Below are 20,551 nucleotides of genomic sequence, written 5' to 3' on the forward strand. Positions count from 1 at the left end.
GCGATGGACATCGTGTTGAAAGTCGATGGGCTCACCAAGTCCTATGGCCGCGGCGCCGACGCCGTCCGGGTCCTCGGCGGCATCTCGTTCGAGGTCGAGCAAGGCGAGTTCGTCTCGGTGGTCGGCCCATCCGGCTGCGGCAAGACCACGCTTCTCTTCGCCATCGCCGGCCTGCATTCGCTGAGCTCCGGATCGGTGCGCCTGAAAGGCCAACCGGTGACCGCGCCGCCCAAGGGCGTGGCGGTCGTCTTCCAGGATTATTCGCGCTCGCTGTTTCCCTGGAAGAACAGCCGCGACAACGTCGCCTTCGGCATGGCCCGCATCGGCGACCGATCGGCGGCCGACAAACGCGCCAAGGCCGAGGCGATGCTGGAGGCCGTCGGCCTTGGCGGCTTCGGCGACAAATATCCCTGGCAGCTTTCCGGCGGCATGCAGCAGCGCGTCGCCATCGCGCGCGCCCTTGCTTCCGAAAGCGAGCTGCTTTTGCTCGACGAACCGCTGGCCGCCGTCGACGCGCAGACGCGATCCGACATGCAGGACCTCCTGCTCGACATCGCCATCCGCTTCCGCCAGACCTGCCTGCTCGTCACCCACGATGTCGACGAAGCCGTCTATATGGCTGACCGCGTCGTGGTGCTGACCAGGCGGCCGACCACGGTCGACCACGAGATCAGGATCGGCCTCGGCAAGAAGCGCGACCAGATCGCGACCCGCGAGAACCCGGTCTTCCTCAAGGCCCGCCATGACGTGATGACCTCGATCCGCAATTTTCGCGCCGGCGCGCCGGCGGACGCCCTGGCATGAGCGCAGCGTCCCTGACATCCTTCGGGGCCTTGCACCGGCTGAACGCGATCGTTTCCTTTCTCCTCATCGCGGCCGCCTGGCAGCTGGTTGCGGTGTCGGGCGCCGTTCCCGCCAAATACTTTCCCGACATTCCAGCGATCGCTTCCGCCTTCTGGTCCATGCTGACGTCGGGCGAATTGCCCGGCGCAGAGTTGAGGACGCTGACACGTGCCCTGACGGGGCTGGCGGGAGCATCGATCCTCGGTGTCGGACTGGCGGTGTTGAGCGATCTCTCACCGGTCTTCCGCCGCGGCTTTGCCCCGGTCGCCGCGCTGATCCAGCCGATCCCGCCGGCCGCCCTGGTGCCGATGGCGGTCTTCATGCTTGGCCTCGGCCCGAGCCTCTACGCCTTCATCATCATTCTGGTCACGGTCTGGCCGCCCTATTTCAACGGCGTCGCGGCACTTGCCGGCGTCCCCGGCGAGCAGATCCGCAGCGGCCAGATGATGGCGCTGGGACGATGGCAAATGCTGTGGCAGATCAAGCTGCCGGCAGCCCTCCCGGAGATCTTCGCCGGCATCCGCTACGCCTCGACGATCAGCCTCATCGCCGTGGTCGTCGCCGAAATGCTCGCCGGCCATGACGGGCTCGGCTTTCTCCTGATCCGCAAGGCCTTTGCCATCCGCATTCCGGAAGTCTACGCACTGATGTTCGTCTGCGCGCTGAACGGCATCCTGATGAACGCGTTGATCGGCCTTCTGCGCTGGCAGCTTACCGGCTGGCACATGCGCATGACGGAGCAGCCGGCATGAAGGCCGGGCTCGGCAAGGGCGCAGCGTCGGGGCTGATCGTGCCTGTGGCGATCCTGCTCGCCTGGCAGGCGCTCGCCTGGCGCGCCGGCACGCCGCTCTTTCCCGGCCCGTGGCAGGTGGCGCTTTCCATCTGGAAGCTCTGGCCGGTGATCGTCGGCCAGATCGGCTACACACTGATGCGGGCATTCGCAGGCTTCGTGGTGGCAGCGGTCCTGATGATCCCGCTCGGTATCCTGCTCGGACGCTTGAAGACGGTCGGCCGGCTGGTCGAGCCGATGATGGACATGCTCGCCACCTTGCCGCCGCCTGCCGTGGTGCCGATCGTCATGCTGTTCGCCGGCACCGGCGACATCGCCAAGATCGTCATCATCGCCTATGCGGCGGCCGTGCCGTTGATCATGAACACTTATGAGGCATCGAAGGGCCTGCATGTGATGGCGAACCAGGTGGCGCGGTCGCTGCGGCTGACGCGCCTCGAGACCATGCTGCACATCGACCTGCCGGCCTCGCTGCCGATGATCGCCACGGGCCTGAGGCTGGCAATCGCCTCGGCGCTGCTGGTCAGCGTCACCTCCGAAATGCTCCTGGCCACCAACGGCATCGGCGTCTTCATCCAGCGCCAGCAGGAAAACTTCCAGATCGCCGGCGGCCTCGCCGCCATCGCCTTCATCTCGGTCATCGGGCTGATCATCAACAACCTCGTCTTCCAGTTGGAAAAGCGCTGGTTGTTCTGGCATTACCGCTCGTCCGAGAGCCATTCAGACGGATAGCAATGATTTCAAAGCGCAACGTCCTTTTCATCATGTGCGACCAGCTGCGGTTCGACTATCTCAGCTGCGCGGGGCACAAGACCCTGAAGACGCCGAATATCGACCGGCTCGCCAGCCGCGGCGTGCGCTTCACCAACGCCTATGTGCAGTCGACGGTATGCGGCCCCTCGCGCATGAGCGCCTATACCGGCCGTTATGTCCGCTCGCACGGCTCGACGCATAATGGCGTGCCGCTCAGGGTCGGCGAGCCGACGCTGGGCGATCATCTGCGCGAGGTCGGCGTGCGCGCCGCGCTGATCGGCAAGACGCATATGACCGCGGACGAGGAAGGCATGGAGCGCCTTGGCATCGCCAAAGACTCCGTCATCGGCGTGCGCGTCGCCGAATGCGGCTTCGAGCCGTTCGAGCGTGACGACGGCCTGCACCCCTCGACCAGCTACGACCCCGATCCGGCCTACGACACCTATCTGCGCGAGCACGGCTTCGACGCCGAGAACCCCTGGGAGCATTGGGCGAATTCCGGCGAGGGCGAGAACGGCGAGAATCTCAACGGCTGGCTGCTCGTCCACGCCGACAAGGCGGCGCGCATCCCGGAGGAGCATTCAGAGACGCCCTACATGACGCGACGCGCCATGCGCTTCATCGAGGAGGCCGAGGCCAAGGGCGAAGCCTGGTGCGCGCATCTTTCCTACATCAAGCCGCACTGGCCCTATATCGTGCCGGCGCCCTATCACGACATGTATGGCAGCGCCGACATCCAGCCTCCGATCCGCAGCGAAGCGGAGCGCATCTCGCCAAACCCGATCTTCGAGGCCTTCCAGCAGGAGCGCTACTCGAGGAATTTATCGCGCGACGAAGTCCGCGAGACAGTCATCCCCTGCTACATGGGTCTCATCAAGCAGATCGACGACCAGCTCGGCCATCTGTTCGACTTCATGGAGAAGCGCGGCCTGTTCGAGAACACGCTGGTCGTGTTCACCTCGGACCATGGCGACTATCTCGGCGACCATTGGCTTGGCGAGAAATACCTCTTCCACGACGTGGCAGTGAAGGTGCCGATGATCGTCTACGATCCGCGCCCCGAAGCCGACGCCACGCGCGGAACGGCTTCCGCTGCGCTGGTCGAGATGATCGATCTCGCGCCAACCTTCCTCGACTATTTCGGCGGCAACGCCAAGCCGCATATCCTCGAGGGCCGCTCGCTGCTGCCGCTTACATCCGGCGAACGCAAAAACCTGCGCAACCATGCCGTCAGCGAGTACGACTACAGCGGCGATGCCGCGCGGCTGAAACTCGCCATGCCGGTCTCGGACTGCAAGCTCTACATGATCACCGACGGCCGCTTCAAACTCGTCCATGGCGAAGGCGTGGAGCCGATGTTCTTCGACCTCGAAAACGATCCGGGCGAGTTGCGCGACCTCGGCCGCGAGCCGTCGGCGGCCGCCGGCATCGAAAGGCTGCGCAAAGCGCTGATGCGCTGGCTGGCGCTGCCCAACAACCGCATCACCGTTCCCGACGAATGGCTGACCGAGATCGACGACAAGATCGGGCACTTCGATCCGATCGTCGGCTCGGGCGTGCTCATCGGCTATTGGGACGAGGCCGAGCTTGCCGAACAGCAGGAGGCGCGCCGCCAATGGCTGGCGCGCCGGGACAGCAAGTAGCTTCTTAACCGAGCGTCAGCCCGGCCTTCCTCGCCTCCTCGCGCAGGAACGGCAGGCCGACCTCGATCACGTCGCGCGGGTCCTCGGCCACGGGGCGCCACACTGCCAGCCCGCCGGCAATGTCGACATCGACATGGTTCATGCTTTCCAGCGTGATCGGGCCCTGATAGCCGATGTCGGCGATCGCCTTCATGCAGGCGGCCCAGTTCAGCATGCCGCGCCCCGGCACGCCGCGATTGGCTTCAGACACATGCACATAGCCGAGATAGGGCGCCGCCGCCTCGAAACCGGACGCGAAACTCTCCTCCTCGATATGCATGTGGTAGGTGTCGAGATGGATGAAGATGTTGTCGGCGCCGACGCGCTCGATGATGCGCGCCGCATCGATGCCGCGATTGATCAGATGAGTCTCGTAACGATTGCAGGGTTCGATGCCGAGCTTGAGGCTGCGCGACTTCGCCGACTTCGCCGCGCGTTCGAGGAAGCGGCACATGCCGTCGATCTCTCGATGTGTCGGCGCCCGCCCGGTGGTCTTGCCGATCGTGCCGTAGGTGACGCCGCCAAGCGCCTCGGCGCCCACCTCGTTGCAGACCTTGAAGGCGGGCTGCAGGAAATCGAGCGCCTCGTCCGGCCGCTCGACCACGTCGAGCGCGCGCGGCAGGCCGAGCGACGGGATAAGCTGGACACCGTAGTGATTGGCAAAGCCGCGCGTGCGCTTGGTGTCGATCTCCTCGGGGCGCAGCAGCGGGATCTCCATCAGGCCGATGCCGAGCTCCTTCAGCCGGTCCATCTGCGGCTCGATGCGGGCAAGGTCCCAGACCGGAGCGATGGCGAAAGTGTGCAGTCCGAAGGTGTTCATGTCAGCCTCGTTCTTCATGCGCCGCCGCTGCGGCCGTATCGCCGCCGCCGACAATGCGGCTGACGACTTCGTTCATATTGGTGTTGGCGGTGACGAGATCGGCATCCGCCCTGCCGTGACGTAGCACGACGATGCGGTCGGTGACCGACAGCACGTCGTTCAGCCGGTGCGAGATCAGGATGACGGCGATACCTTCCGACCTGAGCCGTCGGATGAGGTCGAGCACGCTCTGCACCTCGCGCACCGCAAGCGCCGCCGTCGGCTCGTCCATGATGACGAGCTTCGGGTTGAAGGTCAGCGCACGGGCGATCGCGACTGTCTGCTGCTGGCCGCCGGAGAACGAACCGACCGACCGGTTTATCGACGGCAGGTGCGCGCCCAGCCGCTCGATCATCCTGGCGGCCTGGCGGTCCATCTCGCCTTTGTCGACGAAGCCGGGGAACAGGCCGAACAGCCGCTTCGTCGGCTCGCGTCCGAGGAAGATGTTGGAGGCCACGTCCTGCTGCTTGGCCAAAGACAGATCCTGGTAGATCATCTCGATGCCAAGGCGCCGACGTTGGCCGGGATCCAGTGCCAGGATGTCCTTGCCGTCGAATTCGATCGAGCCGGTGTCGGCCCGGTAGATGCCGGTGATGGTCTTCATCAGCGTCGACTTGCCGGCGCCATTGTCGCCGACCAGCCCCACCACCTCGCCGGCCGCGACAGACAGATCGACGCCATGCAAAACGTCGACCGCGCCGAAGCTTTTGCGAATGCCACGAAGCGAAAGCAAGGTCATACGCGCGACTCCTTCCGCACCTGGTACTGGTCGATAAAGACCGCGAGGATCAGCACCGCGCCGATTGCCATCTGCTGGTAGTAGGACTGCACCGCAAGCAGCGTCAGCCCGTTCTGCAGGACGCCCATGATCAGCGCGCCGATCATCGTGCCGAGGATCGAGGCGCGGCCGCCGAACAGGTTGGTGCCGCCGATGATCGCCGCCGTGATGGCGGTGAGCTCGTAGTTGATGCCGGCGGTCGGATCGCCGGCGTTGACCCGGGCGGTAAAGAGCAGGCCCGCGAGCCCGGCCAACGCGCCGGAGAGCGTGTAGATAATACGGCGGTGATGCTCGACGCGGATGCCGGCCGCGCGCGCCGCACCCTCGCTGTCGCCCAGCGCCAGCGTGTGGCGGCCGAAGCGCGTATAGGCAAGCACCGCATGCGCGACGATCGCGGTGACCACGAGTATGATGACCGGCATCGGAATGCCGAATGGCCTGCCCTGGCCGATATAGACGATCTCAGGCGGCAGGCCGTAGATCGCCCTGCCCTGCGAGATGACCAGCGCCAACCCGCGCGCCAGGCCCAGCATGCCGAGCGTGACGATGAAGGCCGGCACGAAGGCGCGGGTGACCAGCTGCCCGTTGATGTTGCCGGCGATCCCACCGGCCAGGATGCAGGCGATCACCGCCAGCACTGACGGCCAACCGAGATTGACCGCGACGAAGGCGCCGGCCACGCCGGCAAGGCCCATCACCGAACCGAGCGACAGATCGAGCCCGCCCGAGCCGATGACGAAAGTTGCGGCTATCGCCAGCACGCCGATCGTCGAGGTCGCGAGCAGGATGTTGAGGAAATTGCTGAGCGACAGGAAATAGGGCGACAGGAGCGCCATCGCCGTGCTCAGCGCCAGAAGCACCACCAGCGACTCCAGCCTGATGTGGAGCCTTTCGACGGATGCGCGCTGCACCCGAGCCCAGAAGCCGGGCTGCGTCGTTTCGGAAGCCATTTTTCCACCCTTCGGGTAGGGGAATAGGGGAGTAAGGCAGTAGGGGAGTAGGGAAGGCAAGGAAGGTGGGGGAGACCGGTTGGAGAAGCGCAAACCATCATTTCTCCCTACTCCCCTACTGCCTTACTCCCCTACTCCCTTCCTTCCTCACTTCACATATTGCAGCATCGGTTCCTTGCCGGCATCGATCACGTCCTTGGTAAGCACCAAAGTCGGCACGGCGATGCTGTCCTCGACCTTCTCGCCGGCCAGCGCCTTCTTGACGTTCTCGACCGCCTGCTTGCCGACCAGATAGGGAAGCTGCGCCACCGAGGCGTTGAGGCGGCCTTCCTTGATCGACTTCACTGCGTCCGAATTGCCGTCGACGCCGATGATCGTCACTTGCGGACCTTTGCCGGCCGCGTAGACCGATTCCACCGCGCCGAGCGCCATGCCGTCATTGGCGCAGAAGATGGCGACGAGATCTGGATGCGCGGTCAGCGTATCGGTGGCGATCGAGGCGGCCTTGCCGCGGTCCCAGTCGCCGGGCAGCGAGGCGACGATTTCGAGCCCCGGCGCCAGTTCCTTCAGCTTGTCGGCGAAGCCCTTGGCGCGCTTCTCGCCGGTGATGTTGCCCGAAAGGCCCTCGATCACCAGCACCGGACCCTTGGCGTCCTTGCCGAGCTTGGTGGCGAGATATTCCGCGCCCTGCGCGCCGGCGGCGATGTTGTCGGAGCCGATATGGAAGGTCACCTTGACGCCTTCCTTGTCGAGCACCGCCTGGTCGAGATTGTTGTCGAGGTCGACGATCTTGATGCCGGCGTCCTGCGCCGACTTCAGGCATGGCAGGAGGTTGGTCGAATTGATGGCGGCGGTGATCATCGCCACCGGCTTGCGCTCGAGCATGGTGTTGCACAGGTTGAGCTGCGGCTCGGCCGCCTGGTCGCTCTCTGCCGCCTGCTGGAAATACTTGACGCCAGCTTCTTTGGCGCCGTCCGCGACGCCCTGCGCCATCGCGCCCCAGAACGGATTGGCCAGCGTCTTCATCAGCACGCCATATTCGCCGTCCTCGGCCTTGGCGGCGCCGACGGCGGAAAACGCGAGCGCGACGCCTACAGCCAAGGTAAATCGATTTATCTTCAGGAAATGCGATATCATTCGATCCTCCGTTTGATCCTTGGCGCCGGATGCCTCGGCCAGGGCCGGCGCTAGCTTTCGTTCACGACAATGGGGGCTGTTGTCGGTCTCCTCCCCCGGAATGCGGGCCGCTGCCTGGCGAGCCAACGGATTCCCGCATCAGCACCTGGCAGGGCTCGAGCCGCGCCGTGGGTGGTCCCACGGCGCCCTCGACCCTGCGAAACAAGAGGTTCATCGCCTCGCTGGCGATGTGGCGCACCGGTTGCACCACGGCCGCGATCGCCGGCCATGTCACCTGCATCCATTCGGCATCGTCGAAGCCGACCAGCGAGATGTCGTTCGGGCAATGCCAGCCACGCCGGCGAAACTCCGACAGCGCGACGAGCGTGCCCTTCAAAAGCAGCGAATAGACGGCGGTCGGCCGCTCGCCCCTGGCAAAGTAATCGCGCAGCGAAGCCCTGAGCGGCTCGACGCTGACTTCCGAAGTGATGACGTCGATGCGCGCTGATGGATCGAGCGCCAGCGCCTGGGCGCGAAAGCCCTCCAGGCGGGCGCGCACTGTCGCCGCCTGCTCGGCAAGGCCGATGACCAGGATATGGCTGTGCCCCTTGCCGACCAGCATCCGCGCCACCTCGGCGCTGGCGGCCGCGCTGTCGGCCGATACCGTATCGAAAGCGTCGTCCGAGAGCACGCGGTCGATCAGCACGCCGGTCATGCCGTTGGCTTTCATGAAGGCAGCGGCCGGCCCGTGCTCGTTGCGCACCGGCGCCAGCACCACGCCCGCAACGCGCCAGTCATGCATGCGGGCGAGGATCTCCTTCTCGCGCGCTTCGGATTCACGGCTCGAGGCGGCGACAAGTGTGTAGCCGCGCTGCTCGGCAAGGCCTTCCAGCTCGGTGACCATCTGCCCGAAGAACTCGCTTTCGAATTCCGGCATGATGGCGCCGATGATGCGGCGCTTTGCCCTGCGCATGTCGGAGGCAAGGGGATCGACGCGGTAGCCCAGACGCTCGACGGCATCGAGGACGCGCTGCGCGTTTTCAGGCTTCACGGTTGTGACGCCGGCCAGCACCTTTGAGACGGTGGCCGCGGACACGCCGGCATGGCTTGCCACGTCGTGTATCGACGGACGCCGCTGTCGGGCTTCCTGTTGCGTCATTGACCTCCTCCCGAGGACTGGCAGCCGCGTGCTGCCTCACTAATGGAACGGTAAATCGATTTTTCGTAGTTGTAAATCGTTTCATCGGGAGTAAGACTTGAATATGTGATTGACGCGATCCAATCGCGCCCGGGAGGAACGACATGTCCGACAAAACCTTGCCGCTGGTGATCAGCGTGCCTGAACCGCGCACGCTGGACCTGATCTTCACGCCGCCGCAGCTGGCGCGCCTGCGAAAAGAGTATCGCATCGTCGAGACGACGCCGGAAGGCGTCGCCGCCCTACCCGCCGAGACACTGGCCGAGGCGCGCTACATCGTCGGCCAGCCGCCGATTTCAGCCGAAACGCTGGAGAAGCTGAAGGCGCTGCGCTGCGTCTTCAACGTCGAGACCAACCTCCTCAACAACATGCCTTATGAGACATTGTTCGCGCGCGGCATCCATGTCGTCACGACCGGCCTTGTCTTTGCCGAACCGGTGGCGGAACTCGGGCTTGCCATGGCGCTGAACCTAGCGCGCAACATCGTCGATGCCGACCTCGCCTTCCGCCAAGGCAAGGAATTGTGGGGCGGCGACGGCAACCAGTCCGCACGGCTTCTCTCCGGCGCCGATGTCGGCATTATCGGCTTCGGCGATCTCGGCCGCGCGCTCAACCGGTTGCTGGCCGGCTTTCGCACCCGCACCAAGGTCTATGATCCGTGGCTGCCGCCGTCGATCCTGATCGACAACGGCGTCGAGCCGTCCTCGCTGAACGAGGTGCTGTCGCAAAGCGATTTCGTCTTCGTGGTCGCTTCGGTCACCAGCGAGAACCAGGGTTTTCTCGGCGCAGACTCCTTTGACAAGATGCGCAAGGGCGCCGCCTTCATCCTGCTCAGCCGCGCCGGCGTCGTCGATTTTCCGGCGTTGATGGCGGCCGTGAAGAGTGGCCACATCGTTGCCGCCAGCGACGTTTTCCCGGAGGAGCCGCTCGCGCCGGACCATCCCGTCCGCGCCCTCCCCGGCTTCCTGCGTTCGGCGCATCGCGCCGGCGCGCTCGACCTCGCCTTCAAGCGGATGGGCGACATGGTGCTGGAGGATATGGACCTTATCGATCGCGGGCTGCCGCCGCTGCGCTCCAAGCGGGCGGAGCGTGAGACGGTGTCGCGCATGCGCTCCAAGCCGGTCGACAGGAACTGAGGACAGCTATTCGTCATAAGGGTCGATGAGCTTGCCGGTAGCGACGTCGCGACGTTCGCGGCGGATGACGGTTGCCCGTAACTCCCAGTCCGGCATATGGCGATCAAAATCCAAAGAGTCGGCAAGCGATAGCTTATCGGCGAGTTCGACATGACCGAAGCGATCGCTGCGGACGATCTTGCCCTTGGCCGCTTCGGACAAGTCGAACACCTGGACCTTCCAAGTATAGTCATCGCCCCAGATGCAGCCGGCAACAAAACCTGTCGGCAGCGACAGCCAAGGGCCAATTGTCCAACCGTAGCTGCGATCGTCGTCTTCGGGCATGGTGAACTTCTCCGCCCGGGCTTCAAACGACCAATTTTCTTTCTCCTCCCCTGTGGCTCGCACCGTATATTTGATCTTCCGGTAGCGAGGCACGTAGAGTTCAATCGGACAGAAGTCATTGGGAGCCGGCTCCTCGCCGCCTAAATCCTTGCAGTCGGGCAGGCTCATGACGCGGGTTGCCGTGTAGTCGCTGGAATAGAGCGCATACCATGCGCCATCTAGCTCGAACGGCTCGAAAGTTTCTGCTCCGAAGCTCGGATAGTTGCGTTCATACCTGCCGATGTCCGCGTCGCCATCGAAGACATTGATCATTACCGATTGCCAGGCACCCGATCGACCTGACGTCTCGACCACCTCAGCGCGGAACCGCCTTGCACCCAAACCCGCTTTCATGCCGCACTCTATACAGGCAAAAATGGCTCATCTTCCAGAGCCTGCCGGTCGGGACTGCGGCGAACCCAGCCGAAGCGCGTCGCGCGCGATTTGCCAGGCGGTCTCCACATGCCGCCGGGCCGCCGCCTCGGCCGCCTCCGGCTTGCGCGAGCGGATCGCATCCATGATCGCGTGCATTTCGGCGATCGCCGGCTCGCGGCGGTTCTGCGACAGGATCGTCATCGAACGCAGCTGGTTGATGCGGACATTGAGACCGGTGACGATCTCCCAGGCGATGCGCTTGTCGGCGGCCTCGAACAGCACCTCGTAGAAGCTCGCCGTCGCCCGCATCACCTCGGCCGGCACGCCAGACGCCCACGCCTCGAGCAGCTTTGTCAGCGCCGCATCGAGCAAGGCGATCTGATCGTCGGTGGCCGAGGTGGCGCAGGCCCTCGCCGCGATGCCTTCCAGCAGCGCGCGCAGCTCGTAGATCTCGTCGGTCCGGCCGAGATCGGGCTTCGCTACGGCCGGCCCATGCCCGGGTATCATCTGCACCAGGCCTTCGGTCTCAAGCTGCCGCAATACCTCGCGCACGACCGAACGGCTGACCCCGAGCTGATCGCATAGCGGCCGCTCGACCAGCCTTTCGCCGGGCTGGAAATGGAAATCCATGATCGCCTCGCGCATGCGCTCCAGCGCCAGCGTCCTCAACGTCTTGGCGGAGCGGTCGATACGAAGCGTGTCGTCAGCCATTTTTCCCTGAATCCCTGGCCTCGTCACAAAAACAGATTCCATGACCGGTTGACAAGGCACATGGCACTCCATAGCATGGTATACCATAAGACGATACAGAAATCGATGCGGTCGCGAGCGGCTTCATCCCGAGGAATTCCATGCAGCCGGCCATTCGCAAGATCGTGACCTATACTGAGAACACGCTGATCGAAGGCGGCAGGGCAGCGCCCAGGCCATTGCGCCTAATCGGCGTCGCCGCGGTGCTCACCAACCCATGGGCCGGCCGCGGCTTCATCGAGGATCTCTCTCCCGAAATCCGCGCCTTCGCGCCGGTGCTTGGCGAAACGCTGACCAACGAGATCATCGGTATCGCGGGCTCCGGCGAAGCCATCGAAGGCTATGGCAAGGCGGCCATCTGCGGCACGTCGGGCGAGGTCGAGCATGCGTCGGCGCTGATCCACACGCTGCATTTCGGCAACCATTATCGCCGCGCCGTCGGCGCCAAGACCTACCTCGCCTTCACCAATCTGCGCGGCGGTCCGAACACCCCGATCATGATCCCGTTGATGGACAAGAACGACGAAGGCCGCCGCTCGCATTACCTGACCGTGCATTTCCAGATCGGCGACGCCCCTGCGCCCGACGAGCTGGTGGTGGCGCTCGGCGCTTCGATCGGCGGCCGCCCGCATCACCGCATCGGCGACCGCTACCAGGATCTGAAGGAGCTCGGAGACCTGCATGGCTGACGCCACGATGATCCGCAGCAAGGCTCCCGACGGCACCGGGTTCATCCGCGCCGGTTCGGGCGCGCCGGTCCTACTCATCCACGGCGTCGGCATGGACGCCGCGATCTGGCAGCCGCAGATCGCCGCCATGCAGGACCGCTTCGACGTCATCGCCATTGACATGCTCGGCCACGGCGCTTCGCCTTTGCCTCCGGAGGACGCCGACCTCTCCGACTTCGCCGGTCAGGCGATCCGCCTGCTTGATCATCTTGGCCTGGATCGCGTCGCCCTCATCGGCCACTCGATGGGTGCGCTGGTTGCGCAGGAAATCGCGCTTCGCGCGCCCGCTCGCGTCGGCGCCCTCGTATGCCTCAACGCCGTCTTCCGGCGTCCGCCCGAGCTCGCGCAAGCGGTACGCGAACGGGCGGCGGCGCTCGGAGGCCCTGGCGATCCGGCGGCCATCGCCGCGACGATCGCACGCTGGTTCGGCAATCCGATTCCGCCGGCTCTTTCGGATGCGGCCGCGACGGCCCGCGCGGCGCTCGAAAGCGTCGACGCCGAGGGCTATGCCCGCACCTATCGCCTCTTTGCCAGCGCCGATACCGCGCACGCCGATCGCCTGGCTTATCTGACCGTACCCGCGCTGTTCATGACCGGCTCGGAAGATCGCAACTCGACCCCCGCCATGTCGGCGGCGATGGCGCGGCTCGCGCCGTCTGGACAATGTGTCGTGCTGAGCGGCGAAAAGCACATGATGACAATCGCTTCGCCGCAAAAGGTGACTCGGCGCATCACGGACTTTCTCGACCAGTCGAAGGCTTCGGCAAGCGCCGAGGCCGGTCCCCCATTCGACGCCATGGAGTTCCGGCGCGCGCTGGGCTCCTTCCTGACCGGCGTCACCATCGTCACCACGATCGACGAGACCGGCGATGCGCGCGGCTTCACCGCCAACTCCTTCACCTCGGTCTCGCTCGATCCGCCGCTGGTGCTGGTCTGCATCGCCAAGAAGGCGCTGGGGCATCAGGCCTTCTCGACCTCGAGAGGCTTCGCCATCAACATCCTGGCGGAAGCCCAGAAAGCGGCGTCCGGCATCTTCGCCTCAAAGGCCGCCGACAAGTTCGCCTCCGTGGCTTGGCAGTCCGGACAGACCGGCAATCCGCTGATCGACGGGTCGGTCGCGGTGTTCGATTGCGGCATGGAGCAACTGGTCGATGCCGGCGACCATTCGATCCTCATCGGCCGTGTCCATGACTTCAGCCACAATGGAGCGCAGCCACTCGGCTACTGCCGCGGCGCCTATGTCACGCCGGGTCTGAGCCAGGAGGCACTCGCGGCGGCAGCCCCGCCCGGCACCGAGGTCGGCGCGATCCTTGAGAACGAAGGTCGCGTGCTCTTCTTCGAAACCGCCGAGGGGTCCTACCAATTGCCGGCCGGCCGGGGCCTCGGTGCCGCGAGCGATGCCAGCAGCCTCAGGGGGAAACTCGCCGCCAGGGCGATCGAGGCCGATCTCGGCTTCCTCTACGCGGTTTGGGACGACGCGATGGATGCCGCGCGCACCCACGTCTATTATCGCGGGACGGTGGATGCCCCTGTCTCCGGCGACGGCCAGATCCGCTTTGTCGAGATCGAACGCATCGCCGAACTGAAGATCGCCGACCCGGCAGTGCGTTCGATGCTCACCCGCTACGCGCGCGAGCGCGCCGAGGACACGTTCGGCGTCTATGTCGGCAACGAGGTCGAAGGCGAGGTTCGGCCGCTCGCCAGGCCAGCGCCGTCGTCGCCAATCCATTCCGGCCCAATCCATTCCGGCCAGCGGTGATAGATCGATGAAGTTTTCGCTTTTCGTCCATATGGAGCGCTCGGATCTCGCCAAGCCGCATTCCGAATTGGTGGCGGAACTGGAAGAACTCGTGCTGCTGGCGGAAGCGGCAGGTTTCGAGACCGCCTGGATCGGCGAGCATCACGGGATGGAATTCACCATCTCGCCGAACCCGTTCATCAACATCGCCTATCTCGCCGCGAAGACGAAAACCATCCGGCTCGGCACCGGCACGATCATCGCGCCCTTCTGGCATCCGATCAAACTCGCCGGCGAAGCGGCGATGGCCGATGTCATCACCGGCGGCAGGCTGGACCTGGGCATCGCGCGCGGCGCCTACAGCTATGAGTATCAGCGTGTCTTTCCGGGGCTTGATGCCTGGGGCGCCGGCCAGCGCATGCGCGAGATCATCCCGGCCATCCGTGGCCTCTGGGACGGCGACTACGAGCACACTGGCGAATTCTGGCAATTCCCGCCGACCACATCCTCGCCGAAGCCTTCGCAAAAACCCTACCCGCCGATCTGGGTGGCCGCGCGCGATCCGAACTCGCACGATTTCGCGGTCGCCAACAAATGCCAGGTGCAGGTGACGCCGCTTGCCTCCGGCGATGGCGAAGTGGCGAGCCTGATGGAGCGCTTCAACGCCGCCTGCCAGGCCCATCCGGACATCGCGCGGCCGGAAATCATGCTCTTGATGCACACCTTCGTCGCAGAGGACGCCGCCGACGCCGAACGGCTGACGCAGGACCTGTCGCAATTCTACTGCCAGTTCGGCGCCTGGTTCCAGAACAAGAAGCCTGTGCGCCAGGGCGTGCTTGAGCCACTGACCGAGAACGAGATCGCGGCGATGCCGCAATACGCGCCCGACAAGATCCGGCAGAACCTCGTCATCGGCGAGGCCGACGAGGTGATCGCCAGGCTGAAGACCTACGAGGCGCAGGGCTACGACCAGTACTCGATCTGGATCGACAGCGGTCTCTCGCATGAGCGCAAGAAGAAATCGCTGCAGCTGTTCATCGATAAGGTGATGCCGGCCTTCCAGGAGGCAGGGTCGCGATGAGCAGCACCGCCTTCAGAAACTACATAGACGGCCAGTTCACTGAGCCCACTTCCACCTTCGACAGTATCGATCCGTCGACAGGCTTGCCCTGGGCGGCGATGCCGGCCGCGTCCATTGCCGATACCGACCGCGCCGTGGAGGCCGCGCACCGGGCGCTGCGTTCCGGCCCCTGGGCCGCGATGACCGCGACCGCGCGCGGAAAACTGCTGGTGAAGCTTGGCGATCTCGTCGCCGCCAATGCCGGCCGGCTGGCCGAACTGGAAACGCGCGACACCGGCAAGATCATCCGCGAGACGCGCGCGCAGATCGCCTATGTCGGCGACTATTACCGCTATTATGGCGGGCTGGCCGACAAGCATGAAGGCGCCTTCATCCCGATCGACAAGACCGACATGGAAGTGACGGTGAGGCCCGAGCCGATCGGCGTCGTCGCCGCCGTCGTGCCGTGGAACTCGCAGCTCTTCCTGTCGGCGGTCAAGCTCGGTCCGGCGCTGGCCGCCGGCTGCACCGTCGTGCTCAAGGCTTCCGAGGATGGCCCGGCGCCGCTGCTCGCTTTCGCCGAGTTGGTTAGCGAAGCCGGCTTTCCAGCCGGCAGCGTCAACATCATTACCGGCTTCGGCCATGATTGCGGGCATCGCCTGACCAGCCATCCGCTGGTCGCCCGCGTCGCCTTCACCGGCGGTCCGGCGACCGCCCGGCGCATCGTCGCCAACACGGCCGAGAACCTCGCCTACACGACGCTCGAGCTCGGCGGCAAAAGCCCGGTCGTCGTCTTCGCCGACGCCGATCTCGACAGCGCCGCCAACGCCGTCGTCGCCGGCATCTTCGCGGCGACCGGCCAGAGCTGCGTCGCCGGCTCGCGGCTTTTGGTCGAGCGTTCGGTCAAGGACGATTTCCTTGCGCGGCTGAAACGCAAGGCCGAGGCCATCGTCATCGGCGACCCGCAGGACCCGGCGACCGAGATGGGCCCGCTGGCGACGGCGCGCCAGCGCGAAAGGATCGAGGCGATCGTCGCGCAAAGCCTGGCGACGGGTGGGCGGCTGGTCACCGGCGGCGCGCGGCCTAAGGACAAGGCAAACGGATACTACTACGCGCCGACGATCATCGAGGCGCGGGATCAGACGCTCGCCTGCGTGCGCGAAGAGCTGTTCGGACCGGTGCTGAGCGCAATCGCCTTCGGCAGCGAGGCCGAGGCGCTGGCTTTGGCTAACGACACGCAATTCGGGCTCGCTTCCGGTGTCTTCACCTCGAATCTCGCCAAGGCGCATCGCATGGCGCGCGGCATCCATGCGGGCGTCGTCTGGGTCAACACCTACCGCGCCGTCTCGCCGCTGGTTCCCTTCGGCGGCTATGGCCTTTCCGGTCTCGGCCGCGAAGGCGGCCTCGATGCGATCCGCGACTACACGCGCTCGAAATCGGTGTGGATCCGCACCTCGGACGACCCGATCCCCGATCCCTTCATCATGCGCTGACACGGCGTGGCGAAGGTTGGACTGACAAGAACAAGAAGCGGAACAACCAATCAGAGGAGAATGACATGAAACTGATTTTCGCCGGCATCCTTGCCGGGTTGATGGCGACCACCGCCGCCAAGGCCGACGAGATGGTGTTCACCAGCTGGGGTGGAACGACGCAGGAGGCCCAGACAAAATCCTGGGCCGAGCCGTTCTCCGCCTCGTCGGGCATCAAGGTGCTGCAGGACGGTCCGACCGATTACGGCAAGCTGAAAGCCATGGTCGACGCCAAGAACGTCACCTGGGACGTCGTCGACGTCGAGATGGACTTCGCCATCAAAGCGGCCAAGGACGGCCTGCTCGAGCCGATCGACTTCGCCGTCGTGCCGAAGGACGATCTCGACCCGCGCTTCTCGAACGAGAATGCCGTCGGCAGCTTCTATTATTCCTTCGTGCTCGCCTGGAACAAAAGCGCCGTCTCCGGCGAGCCGGCAAGCTGGGCCGACATGTTCGACACCAAGAAATTTCCCGGAAAGCGCACCTTCTACAAATGGTCGGCGCCGGGTGTGATCGAGATCGCGCTGCTCGCCGACGGCGTGCCGGCCGACAAGCTCTATCCGCTCGATCTCGACCGCGCCTTCAAGAAGCTCGACACCATCAAGTCCGACATCGTCTGGTGGGGTGGCGGTGCGGAGTCGCAGCAGCTGATCGCTTCCGGCGAGGCCGCCTTCGGCCAGCTCTGGAACGGCCGCGTCTTCGCGCTGGAGAAGGACGGCGCCGATGTCGGCGTCTCCTGGAACCAGAACTTGACCGCCGCCGACGTGCTTGTCGTGCCGAAGGGCGCCAAGAACAAGGACGCCGCCATGAAATTCCTCGCCGCGGCGACCAGCCCGACCGGCCAGGCGAAATTCGCCGAAGCGAGCGGCTACGCGCCGATCAACACCAAGGCCAAGGCCGAGATGCCCGCCGACGTGGTCAAGGGCCTACCCGATGCCCATGTCGACGGTCAGATCAATCTCGACCTGAACTACTGGGCCGAGCATCGCGACGAGATCGCCACGCGCTGGTACGCCTGGCAGGCGAAGTGACGCCCTTTCTTTCATGACAAAACTCGGGACGGCGCTGGCCGTCCCGATCCGCAATCCGGGATACCGCCATGTCGGTGGAAGCACAGCAAGGAACCGCAACCCCGCGAATACCGGCAGGCCTCGGCGGCCTGCTCCCGGCGTTGATCCTGATCGGACTGTTTTTCGTCGTGCCGGTGCTGGCGCTGTTGCTGCGCAGCGTCACCGACCCCGCTCCGGGCCTGCAGAATTATGCGGCACTGCTGGGCGACGGCACATATGCGCGGGTGTTCTTCAACACTTTTCTGGTCGCCGCCGTCGTCACCATCGTCACCGTGCTCGTCGCCTTCCCGGTCGCCTGGATGCTGGCGATCATGCCGCCCGCACTGGCCTCGATCCTGTTCGGCAGCATCATCCTGTCGATGTGGACGAACCTGTTGACCCGCACCTATGCCTGGATGGTGCTCCTGCAGCGCACCGGCGTCATCAACCGGGCGCTGATGGGCGCCGGCATCATCGACCAGCCGCTGCCACTCATCAACAACCTCACCGGCGTCACCATCGGCATGGTCTACATCATGCTGCCCTTCATGATCCTGCCGCTGGTCGGCACCTTGTGCGCGATCGATCCGATGACCTTGCGCGCCGCCGCGCTCTGTGGTGCCAGCCCGCTGGCAGCATTCCGCCGCATCCTTTTGCCGCTCTCGCTGCCCGGCATCGCCGCCGGCGGGTTGATGGTCTTCGTCATGTCGCTCGGTTATTTCGTCACGCCCGCCTTGCTCGGCGGCACGTCGAACATGATGCTCGCCGAAATGATCGCGCAGATGATCCAGTCGCTGCTCAACTGGGGTCTGGGCAGCGCAGCCGCCTTCATCCTGCTCGTCGTCACCATGGCGCTCTATGCGCTGCAGCTGCGCCTTGTCGGCGCCAGACGCACGCCGGGAGGCGCCTGAGATGCTGCTCGACTATGACCGCCTTGGCTGGCTGAAGGCAGCACTGCTCGCCTTCACCGCACTGGTCGCCGCCTTCCTGCTGCTGCCCGTGGTCTTCATCGTGCTGCTCTCCTTCGGCTCGTCGCGCTGGCTGGCCTTCCCGCCGCCCGGCTGGACGCTGAAATGGTACCAAGAACTGTTTGCCGATCCGTCCTGGATTGAGGCCGCGCTGACCAGCGCCCGCATCGCCACGATGACGGCGATCCTCGCCGTCACCATCGGCCTGCTCGCTTCCTTCGCGCTGGTGCGCGGCCAGTTCCGAGGCCGCGAGATCCTGCGCGGACTGCTGCTCACGCCGATGGTGCTGCCGGTGGTCGTCTTCGCCATCGCCATTTACGCCTTTTTCTTGAGACTTGGCCTCGGCGGCACCACGATCGGTTTCGTCGTCGCTCACACCGTGCTTGCGCTGCCCTTCGCCATCATCCCGATCGCCACCGCGCTCGAAGGCTTCGACAAGTCGATCGAGGATGCGGCCATCGTCTGCGGCGCGAGCCCGCTCCAGGCCAAGCTTCGCATCACTCTGCCGTCGATCCGCATCGGCATCTTCTCCGCCGCGATCTTTTCCTTCCTGGCCTCCTGGGACGAGGTGGTGGTGGCGATCTTCATGGCGAGCCCCACCTTGCAGACCTTGCCCGTCAAGATCTGGGGCAGCCTCCGCTCGGACCTCACGCCTGTGATCGCCGCCGCCTCCAGCCTGCTGGTCGCGCTCACGCTGGCCCTGATGATCGTGACGGCACTCTTGCGCCGAAAGCTCCAGACATGACCCAGCCCTTTCTCTCGATCCGCAAATTGCGCAAGGCGTTCGGCGCCTTCACCGCCGTTCACGATGTGACGCTGGATATTCCGAAGGGCGAGTTCCTGACCTTCCTCGGACCGTCCGGCTCGGGTAAATCGACCACGCTCTACGCCATCGCCGGCTTCCAGGACCCGACGTCGGGCGATGTCTTGCTGCAGGACAAATCGCTGCTGTCGGTGCCCTCGCACAAGCGCAACATCGGCATGGTCTTCCAGCGCTACACGCTGTTCCCGCATCTGAGCGTCGCCGAAAACATCGCCTTCCCGCTCCGCGTTCGCCGCCGGCCCGAGGCCGATGTCAAGCGTAAGGTCGCCGACATGCTCGCCCTGGTGCGGCTGGAGAACTTCGCCGAGCGTCTGCCCGCCGCGCTCTCGGGCGGCCAGCAGCAGCGCGTCGCGCTTGCCCGGGCGCTTGCCTACGATCCACCGATCCTTCTGATGGACGAGCCGCTCTCGGCGCTCGACAAGAAGCTGCGCGAGGAGATTCAGGCCGAGATCCGCCGCATCCATCGCGAGACCGGCGTCACCATCCTTTACGTCACGCATGACCAGGAAGAAGCGCTGCATCTGTCGGACCGCATCGCGCTCTTTCGCGATGGCCGTATCGAGCAGATCGGCACCGGCGAGGACCTTTACCTGAGGCCCGCCACCGATTTCGTCGCCGGTTTCATCGGCAACTCGAATTTCCTCGCCGCCGAGCATCTGGAAACGGTGGGCGGCGCTTCCACCATCCGCCTCGCCGACGGCGCGCTTGTCTCCGGCATTAATGCCAATGGCAGCTTCGCCCCCGGGCAGAAAACCAGGCTGATGATCAGGCCGGAAGCGTTCCGCCTCGAGCGCTCGCCGAACAATGCGGAGCTTTCGGTTGAGATCGTCGATGTCGCCTTCTACGGCGAGCGCCGCCGTATTGTGGCGCGCACGAGCGCCGGACAGGAAATCGACATCCGGCCGACCTCCGCGGCGCTTGCCGCGCAGGATGTTGCATCGTCTCATCGCCCGGTGTTTTTCGATCCGGGCGCGGCGTTCCTGTTTCCCGCCTGAGCAATTGATTGTCGCTCCGGTTCGGGCCCGGGCTATGAACAAATTTTGATTTTGCCGCGATGGTA

General features: G+C 65.0%; 20 protein-coding genes. 13 read left to right on the forward strand and 7 right to left on the reverse strand.

Annotated features, from left to right (window positions below; translation table 11 throughout):
- Positions 1-3: 3 nt before the first annotated feature.
- The 4 genes from LB572_RS28705 to LB572_RS28720 are packed head-to-tail and all read left to right on the forward strand — an operon-like array spanning position 4 to position 4,029.
- Complete coding sequence (locus LB572_RS28705; protein ID WP_224670125.1) at positions 4-804, forward strand: ABC transporter ATP-binding protein; 801 nt, start codon at positions 4-6, stop codon at positions 802-804.
- Positions 801-1,595: an ABC transporter permease gene (locus LB572_RS28710; protein ID WP_224670126.1), complete on the forward strand. Its 795-nt coding sequence runs from the start codon at positions 801-803 to the stop codon at positions 1,593-1,595. Before LB572_RS28705 ends, LB572_RS28710 begins: the two co-directional genes overlap by 4 nt.
- Positions 1,592-2,365 carry an ABC transporter permease gene (locus LB572_RS28715; protein WP_140802530.1) on the forward strand — a complete coding sequence of 258 codons (774 nt, stop codon included), beginning with the start codon at positions 1,592-1,594 and terminating at the stop codon, positions 2,363-2,365. The genes LB572_RS28710 and LB572_RS28715 overlap by 4 nt, the downstream gene beginning before the upstream one ends.
- A 2-nt stretch (positions 2,366-2,367) precedes the next feature.
- Positions 2,368-4,029 (forward strand): alkaline phosphatase family protein, encoded by a 1,662-nt coding sequence (locus tag LB572_RS28720; protein ID WP_224670127.1) that lies wholly within the window; start codon positions 2,368-2,370, stop codon positions 4,027-4,029.
- A 4-nt stretch (positions 4,030-4,033) separates the two neighbouring features.
- Here the strand turns inward: LB572_RS28720 and LB572_RS28725 are convergent, their stop codons facing one another.
- The 5 genes from LB572_RS28725 to LB572_RS28745 all read right to left on the reverse strand — a co-directional run bounded on the left by LB572_RS28725 (position 4,034) and on the right by LB572_RS28745 (position 8,930).
- A complete protein-coding gene (locus tag LB572_RS28725; protein ID WP_224670128.1) occupies positions 4,034-4,888 on the reverse strand; it encodes a sugar phosphate isomerase/epimerase family protein in 855 nt (284 codons plus the stop codon).
- Between the two features lies 1 nt (position 4,889).
- Positions 4,890-5,666 carry an ATP-binding cassette domain-containing protein gene (locus tag LB572_RS28730; RefSeq protein ID WP_140802533.1) on the reverse strand — a complete coding sequence of 259 codons (777 nt, stop codon included), beginning with the start codon at positions 5,664-5,666 and terminating at the stop codon, positions 4,890-4,892.
- A complete protein-coding gene (locus LB572_RS28735) occupies positions 5,663-6,655 on the reverse strand; it encodes an ABC transporter permease (protein WP_140802534.1) in 993 nt (330 codons plus the stop codon). Before LB572_RS28735 ends, LB572_RS28730 begins: the two co-directional genes overlap by 4 nt.
- A gap of 147 nt (positions 6,656-6,802) precedes the next feature.
- Positions 6,803-7,792, reverse strand: a complete 990-nt coding sequence (locus LB572_RS28740; RefSeq protein WP_224670129.1) for a substrate-binding domain-containing protein — start codon at positions 7,790-7,792, stop codon at positions 6,803-6,805.
- 61 nt (positions 7,793-7,853) lie between these two features.
- Positions 7,854-8,930, reverse strand: coding sequence for a LacI family DNA-binding transcriptional regulator (locus tag LB572_RS28745; protein WP_140802536.1), 1,077 nt, complete (start codon positions 8,928-8,930; stop codon positions 7,854-7,856).
- 143 nt (positions 8,931-9,073) lie between these two features.
- On the opposite strand from LB572_RS28745, the gene LB572_RS28750 reads away from it, so the two are divergent.
- Positions 9,074-10,105: a hydroxyacid dehydrogenase gene (locus tag LB572_RS28750; RefSeq protein ID WP_224670130.1), complete on the forward strand. Its 1,032-nt coding sequence runs from the start codon at positions 9,074-9,076 to the stop codon at positions 10,103-10,105.
- Between the two features lie 6 nt (positions 10,106-10,111).
- Here the strand turns inward: LB572_RS28750 and LB572_RS28755 are convergent, their stop codons facing one another.
- Complete coding sequence (locus LB572_RS28755) at positions 10,112-10,741, reverse strand: hypothetical protein (RefSeq protein WP_224670131.1); 630 nt, start codon at positions 10,739-10,741, stop codon at positions 10,112-10,114.
- Between the two features lie 108 nt (positions 10,742-10,849).
- The gene (locus LB572_RS28760) at positions 10,850-11,554 is read right to left on the reverse strand and encodes a GntR family transcriptional regulator (RefSeq protein ID WP_224670132.1); all 705 of its coding nucleotides are present in this window, start codon (positions 11,552-11,554) and stop codon (positions 10,850-10,852) included.
- 140 nt (positions 11,555-11,694) lie between these two features.
- On the opposite strand from LB572_RS28760, the gene LB572_RS28765 reads away from it, so the two are divergent.
- The 8 genes from LB572_RS28765 to LB572_RS28805 all read left to right on the forward strand — a co-directional run bounded on the left by LB572_RS28765 (position 11,695) and on the right by LB572_RS28805 (position 20,486).
- Complete coding sequence (locus LB572_RS28765) at positions 11,695-12,282, forward strand: amino acid synthesis family protein (RefSeq protein WP_224670133.1); 588 nt, start codon at positions 11,695-11,697, stop codon at positions 12,280-12,282.
- Positions 12,275-14,080: an alpha/beta fold hydrolase gene (locus LB572_RS34645; RefSeq protein WP_318014081.1), complete on the forward strand. Its 1,806-nt coding sequence runs from the start codon at positions 12,275-12,277 to the stop codon at positions 14,078-14,080. The genes LB572_RS28765 and LB572_RS34645 overlap by 8 nt, the downstream gene beginning before the upstream one ends.
- Positions 14,081-14,087: 7 nt before the next feature.
- Positions 14,088-15,140, forward strand: a complete 1,053-nt coding sequence (locus tag LB572_RS28780) for an LLM class flavin-dependent oxidoreductase (RefSeq protein ID WP_224670134.1) — start codon at positions 14,088-14,090, stop codon at positions 15,138-15,140.
- The gene (locus tag LB572_RS28785; RefSeq protein WP_224670135.1) at positions 15,137-16,612 is read left to right on the forward strand and encodes an aldehyde dehydrogenase; all 1,476 of its coding nucleotides are present in this window, start codon (positions 15,137-15,139) and stop codon (positions 16,610-16,612) included. Before LB572_RS28780 ends, LB572_RS28785 begins: the two co-directional genes overlap by 4 nt.
- Positions 16,613-16,677: 65 nt before the next feature.
- On the forward strand, positions 16,678-17,682 hold the full coding sequence (locus LB572_RS28790; protein ID WP_224670136.1) for an ABC transporter substrate-binding protein: 1,005 nt from the start codon (positions 16,678-16,680) through the stop codon (positions 17,680-17,682).
- Between the two features lie 68 nt (positions 17,683-17,750).
- A complete protein-coding gene (locus LB572_RS28795; RefSeq protein ID WP_224670137.1) occupies positions 17,751-18,611 on the forward strand; it encodes an ABC transporter permease in 861 nt (286 codons plus the stop codon).
- 1 nt (position 18,612) lies between these two features.
- Positions 18,613-19,413 (forward strand): ABC transporter permease, encoded by an 801-nt coding sequence (locus LB572_RS28800; protein ID WP_224670138.1) that lies wholly within the window; start codon positions 18,613-18,615, stop codon positions 19,411-19,413.
- Positions 19,410-20,486, forward strand: a complete 1,077-nt coding sequence (locus tag LB572_RS28805; RefSeq protein ID WP_224670139.1) for an ABC transporter ATP-binding protein — start codon at positions 19,410-19,412, stop codon at positions 20,484-20,486. The genes LB572_RS28800 and LB572_RS28805 overlap by 4 nt, the downstream gene beginning before the upstream one ends.
- Positions 20,487-20,551 lie beyond the last annotated feature (65 nt).

Origin of the sequence: Mesorhizobium sp. BH1-1-5 (assembly GCF_020165615.1) — a bacterium.
GTDB lineage: Bacteria > Pseudomonadota > Alphaproteobacteria > Rhizobiales > Rhizobiaceae > Mesorhizobium.

Coding starts and splice junctions, on each gene's coding strand:
- LB572_RS28705 (WP_224670125.1), top strand. CDS start 4: ATGGACATCGTGTTGAAAGTCGATGGGCTCACCAAGTCCTATGGCCGC.
- LB572_RS28710 (WP_224670126.1), top strand. CDS start 801: ATGAGCGCAGCGTCCCTGACATCCTTCGGGGCCTTGCACCGGCTGAAC.
- LB572_RS28715 (WP_140802530.1), top strand. CDS start 1,592: ATGAAGGCCGGGCTCGGCAAGGGCGCAGCGTCGGGGCTGATCGTGCCT.
- LB572_RS28720 (WP_224670127.1), top strand. CDS start 2,368: ATGATTTCAAAGCGCAACGTCCTTTTCATCATGTGCGACCAGCTGCGG.
- LB572_RS28725 (WP_224670128.1), bottom strand. CDS start 4,888: ATGAACACCTTCGGACTGCACACTTTCGCCATCGCTCCGGTCTGGGAC.
- LB572_RS28730 (WP_140802533.1), bottom strand. CDS start 5,666: ATGACCTTGCTTTCGCTTCGTGGCATTCGCAAAAGCTTCGGCGCGGTC.
- LB572_RS28735 (WP_140802534.1), bottom strand. CDS start 6,655: ATGGCTTCCGAAACGACGCAGCCCGGCTTCTGGGCTCGGGTGCAGCGC.
- LB572_RS28740 (WP_224670129.1), bottom strand. CDS start 7,792: ATGATATCGCATTTCCTGAAGATAAATCGATTTACCTTGGCTGTAGGC.
- LB572_RS28745 (WP_140802536.1), bottom strand. CDS start 8,930: ATGACGCAACAGGAAGCCCGACAGCGGCGTCCGTCGATACACGACGTG.
- LB572_RS28750 (WP_224670130.1), top strand. CDS start 9,074: ATGTCCGACAAAACCTTGCCGCTGGTGATCAGCGTGCCTGAACCGCGC.
- LB572_RS28755 (WP_224670131.1), bottom strand. CDS start 10,741: ATGATCAATGTCTTCGATGGCGACGCGGACATCGGCAGGTATGAACGC.
- LB572_RS28760 (WP_224670132.1), bottom strand. CDS start 11,554: ATGGCTGACGACACGCTTCGTATCGACCGCTCCGCCAAGACGTTGAGG.
- LB572_RS28765 (WP_224670133.1), top strand. CDS start 11,695: ATGCAGCCGGCCATTCGCAAGATCGTGACCTATACTGAGAACACGCTG.
- LB572_RS34645 (WP_318014081.1), top strand. CDS start 12,275: ATGGCTGACGCCACGATGATCCGCAGCAAGGCTCCCGACGGCACCGGG.
- LB572_RS28780 (WP_224670134.1), top strand. CDS start 14,088: ATGAAGTTTTCGCTTTTCGTCCATATGGAGCGCTCGGATCTCGCCAAG.
- LB572_RS28785 (WP_224670135.1), top strand. CDS start 15,137: ATGAGCAGCACCGCCTTCAGAAACTACATAGACGGCCAGTTCACTGAG.
- LB572_RS28790 (WP_224670136.1), top strand. CDS start 16,678: ATGAAACTGATTTTCGCCGGCATCCTTGCCGGGTTGATGGCGACCACC.
- LB572_RS28795 (WP_224670137.1), top strand. CDS start 17,751: ATGTCGGTGGAAGCACAGCAAGGAACCGCAACCCCGCGAATACCGGCA.
- LB572_RS28800 (WP_224670138.1), top strand. CDS start 18,613: ATGCTGCTCGACTATGACCGCCTTGGCTGGCTGAAGGCAGCACTGCTC.
- LB572_RS28805 (WP_224670139.1), top strand. CDS start 19,410: ATGACCCAGCCCTTTCTCTCGATCCGCAAATTGCGCAAGGCGTTCGGC.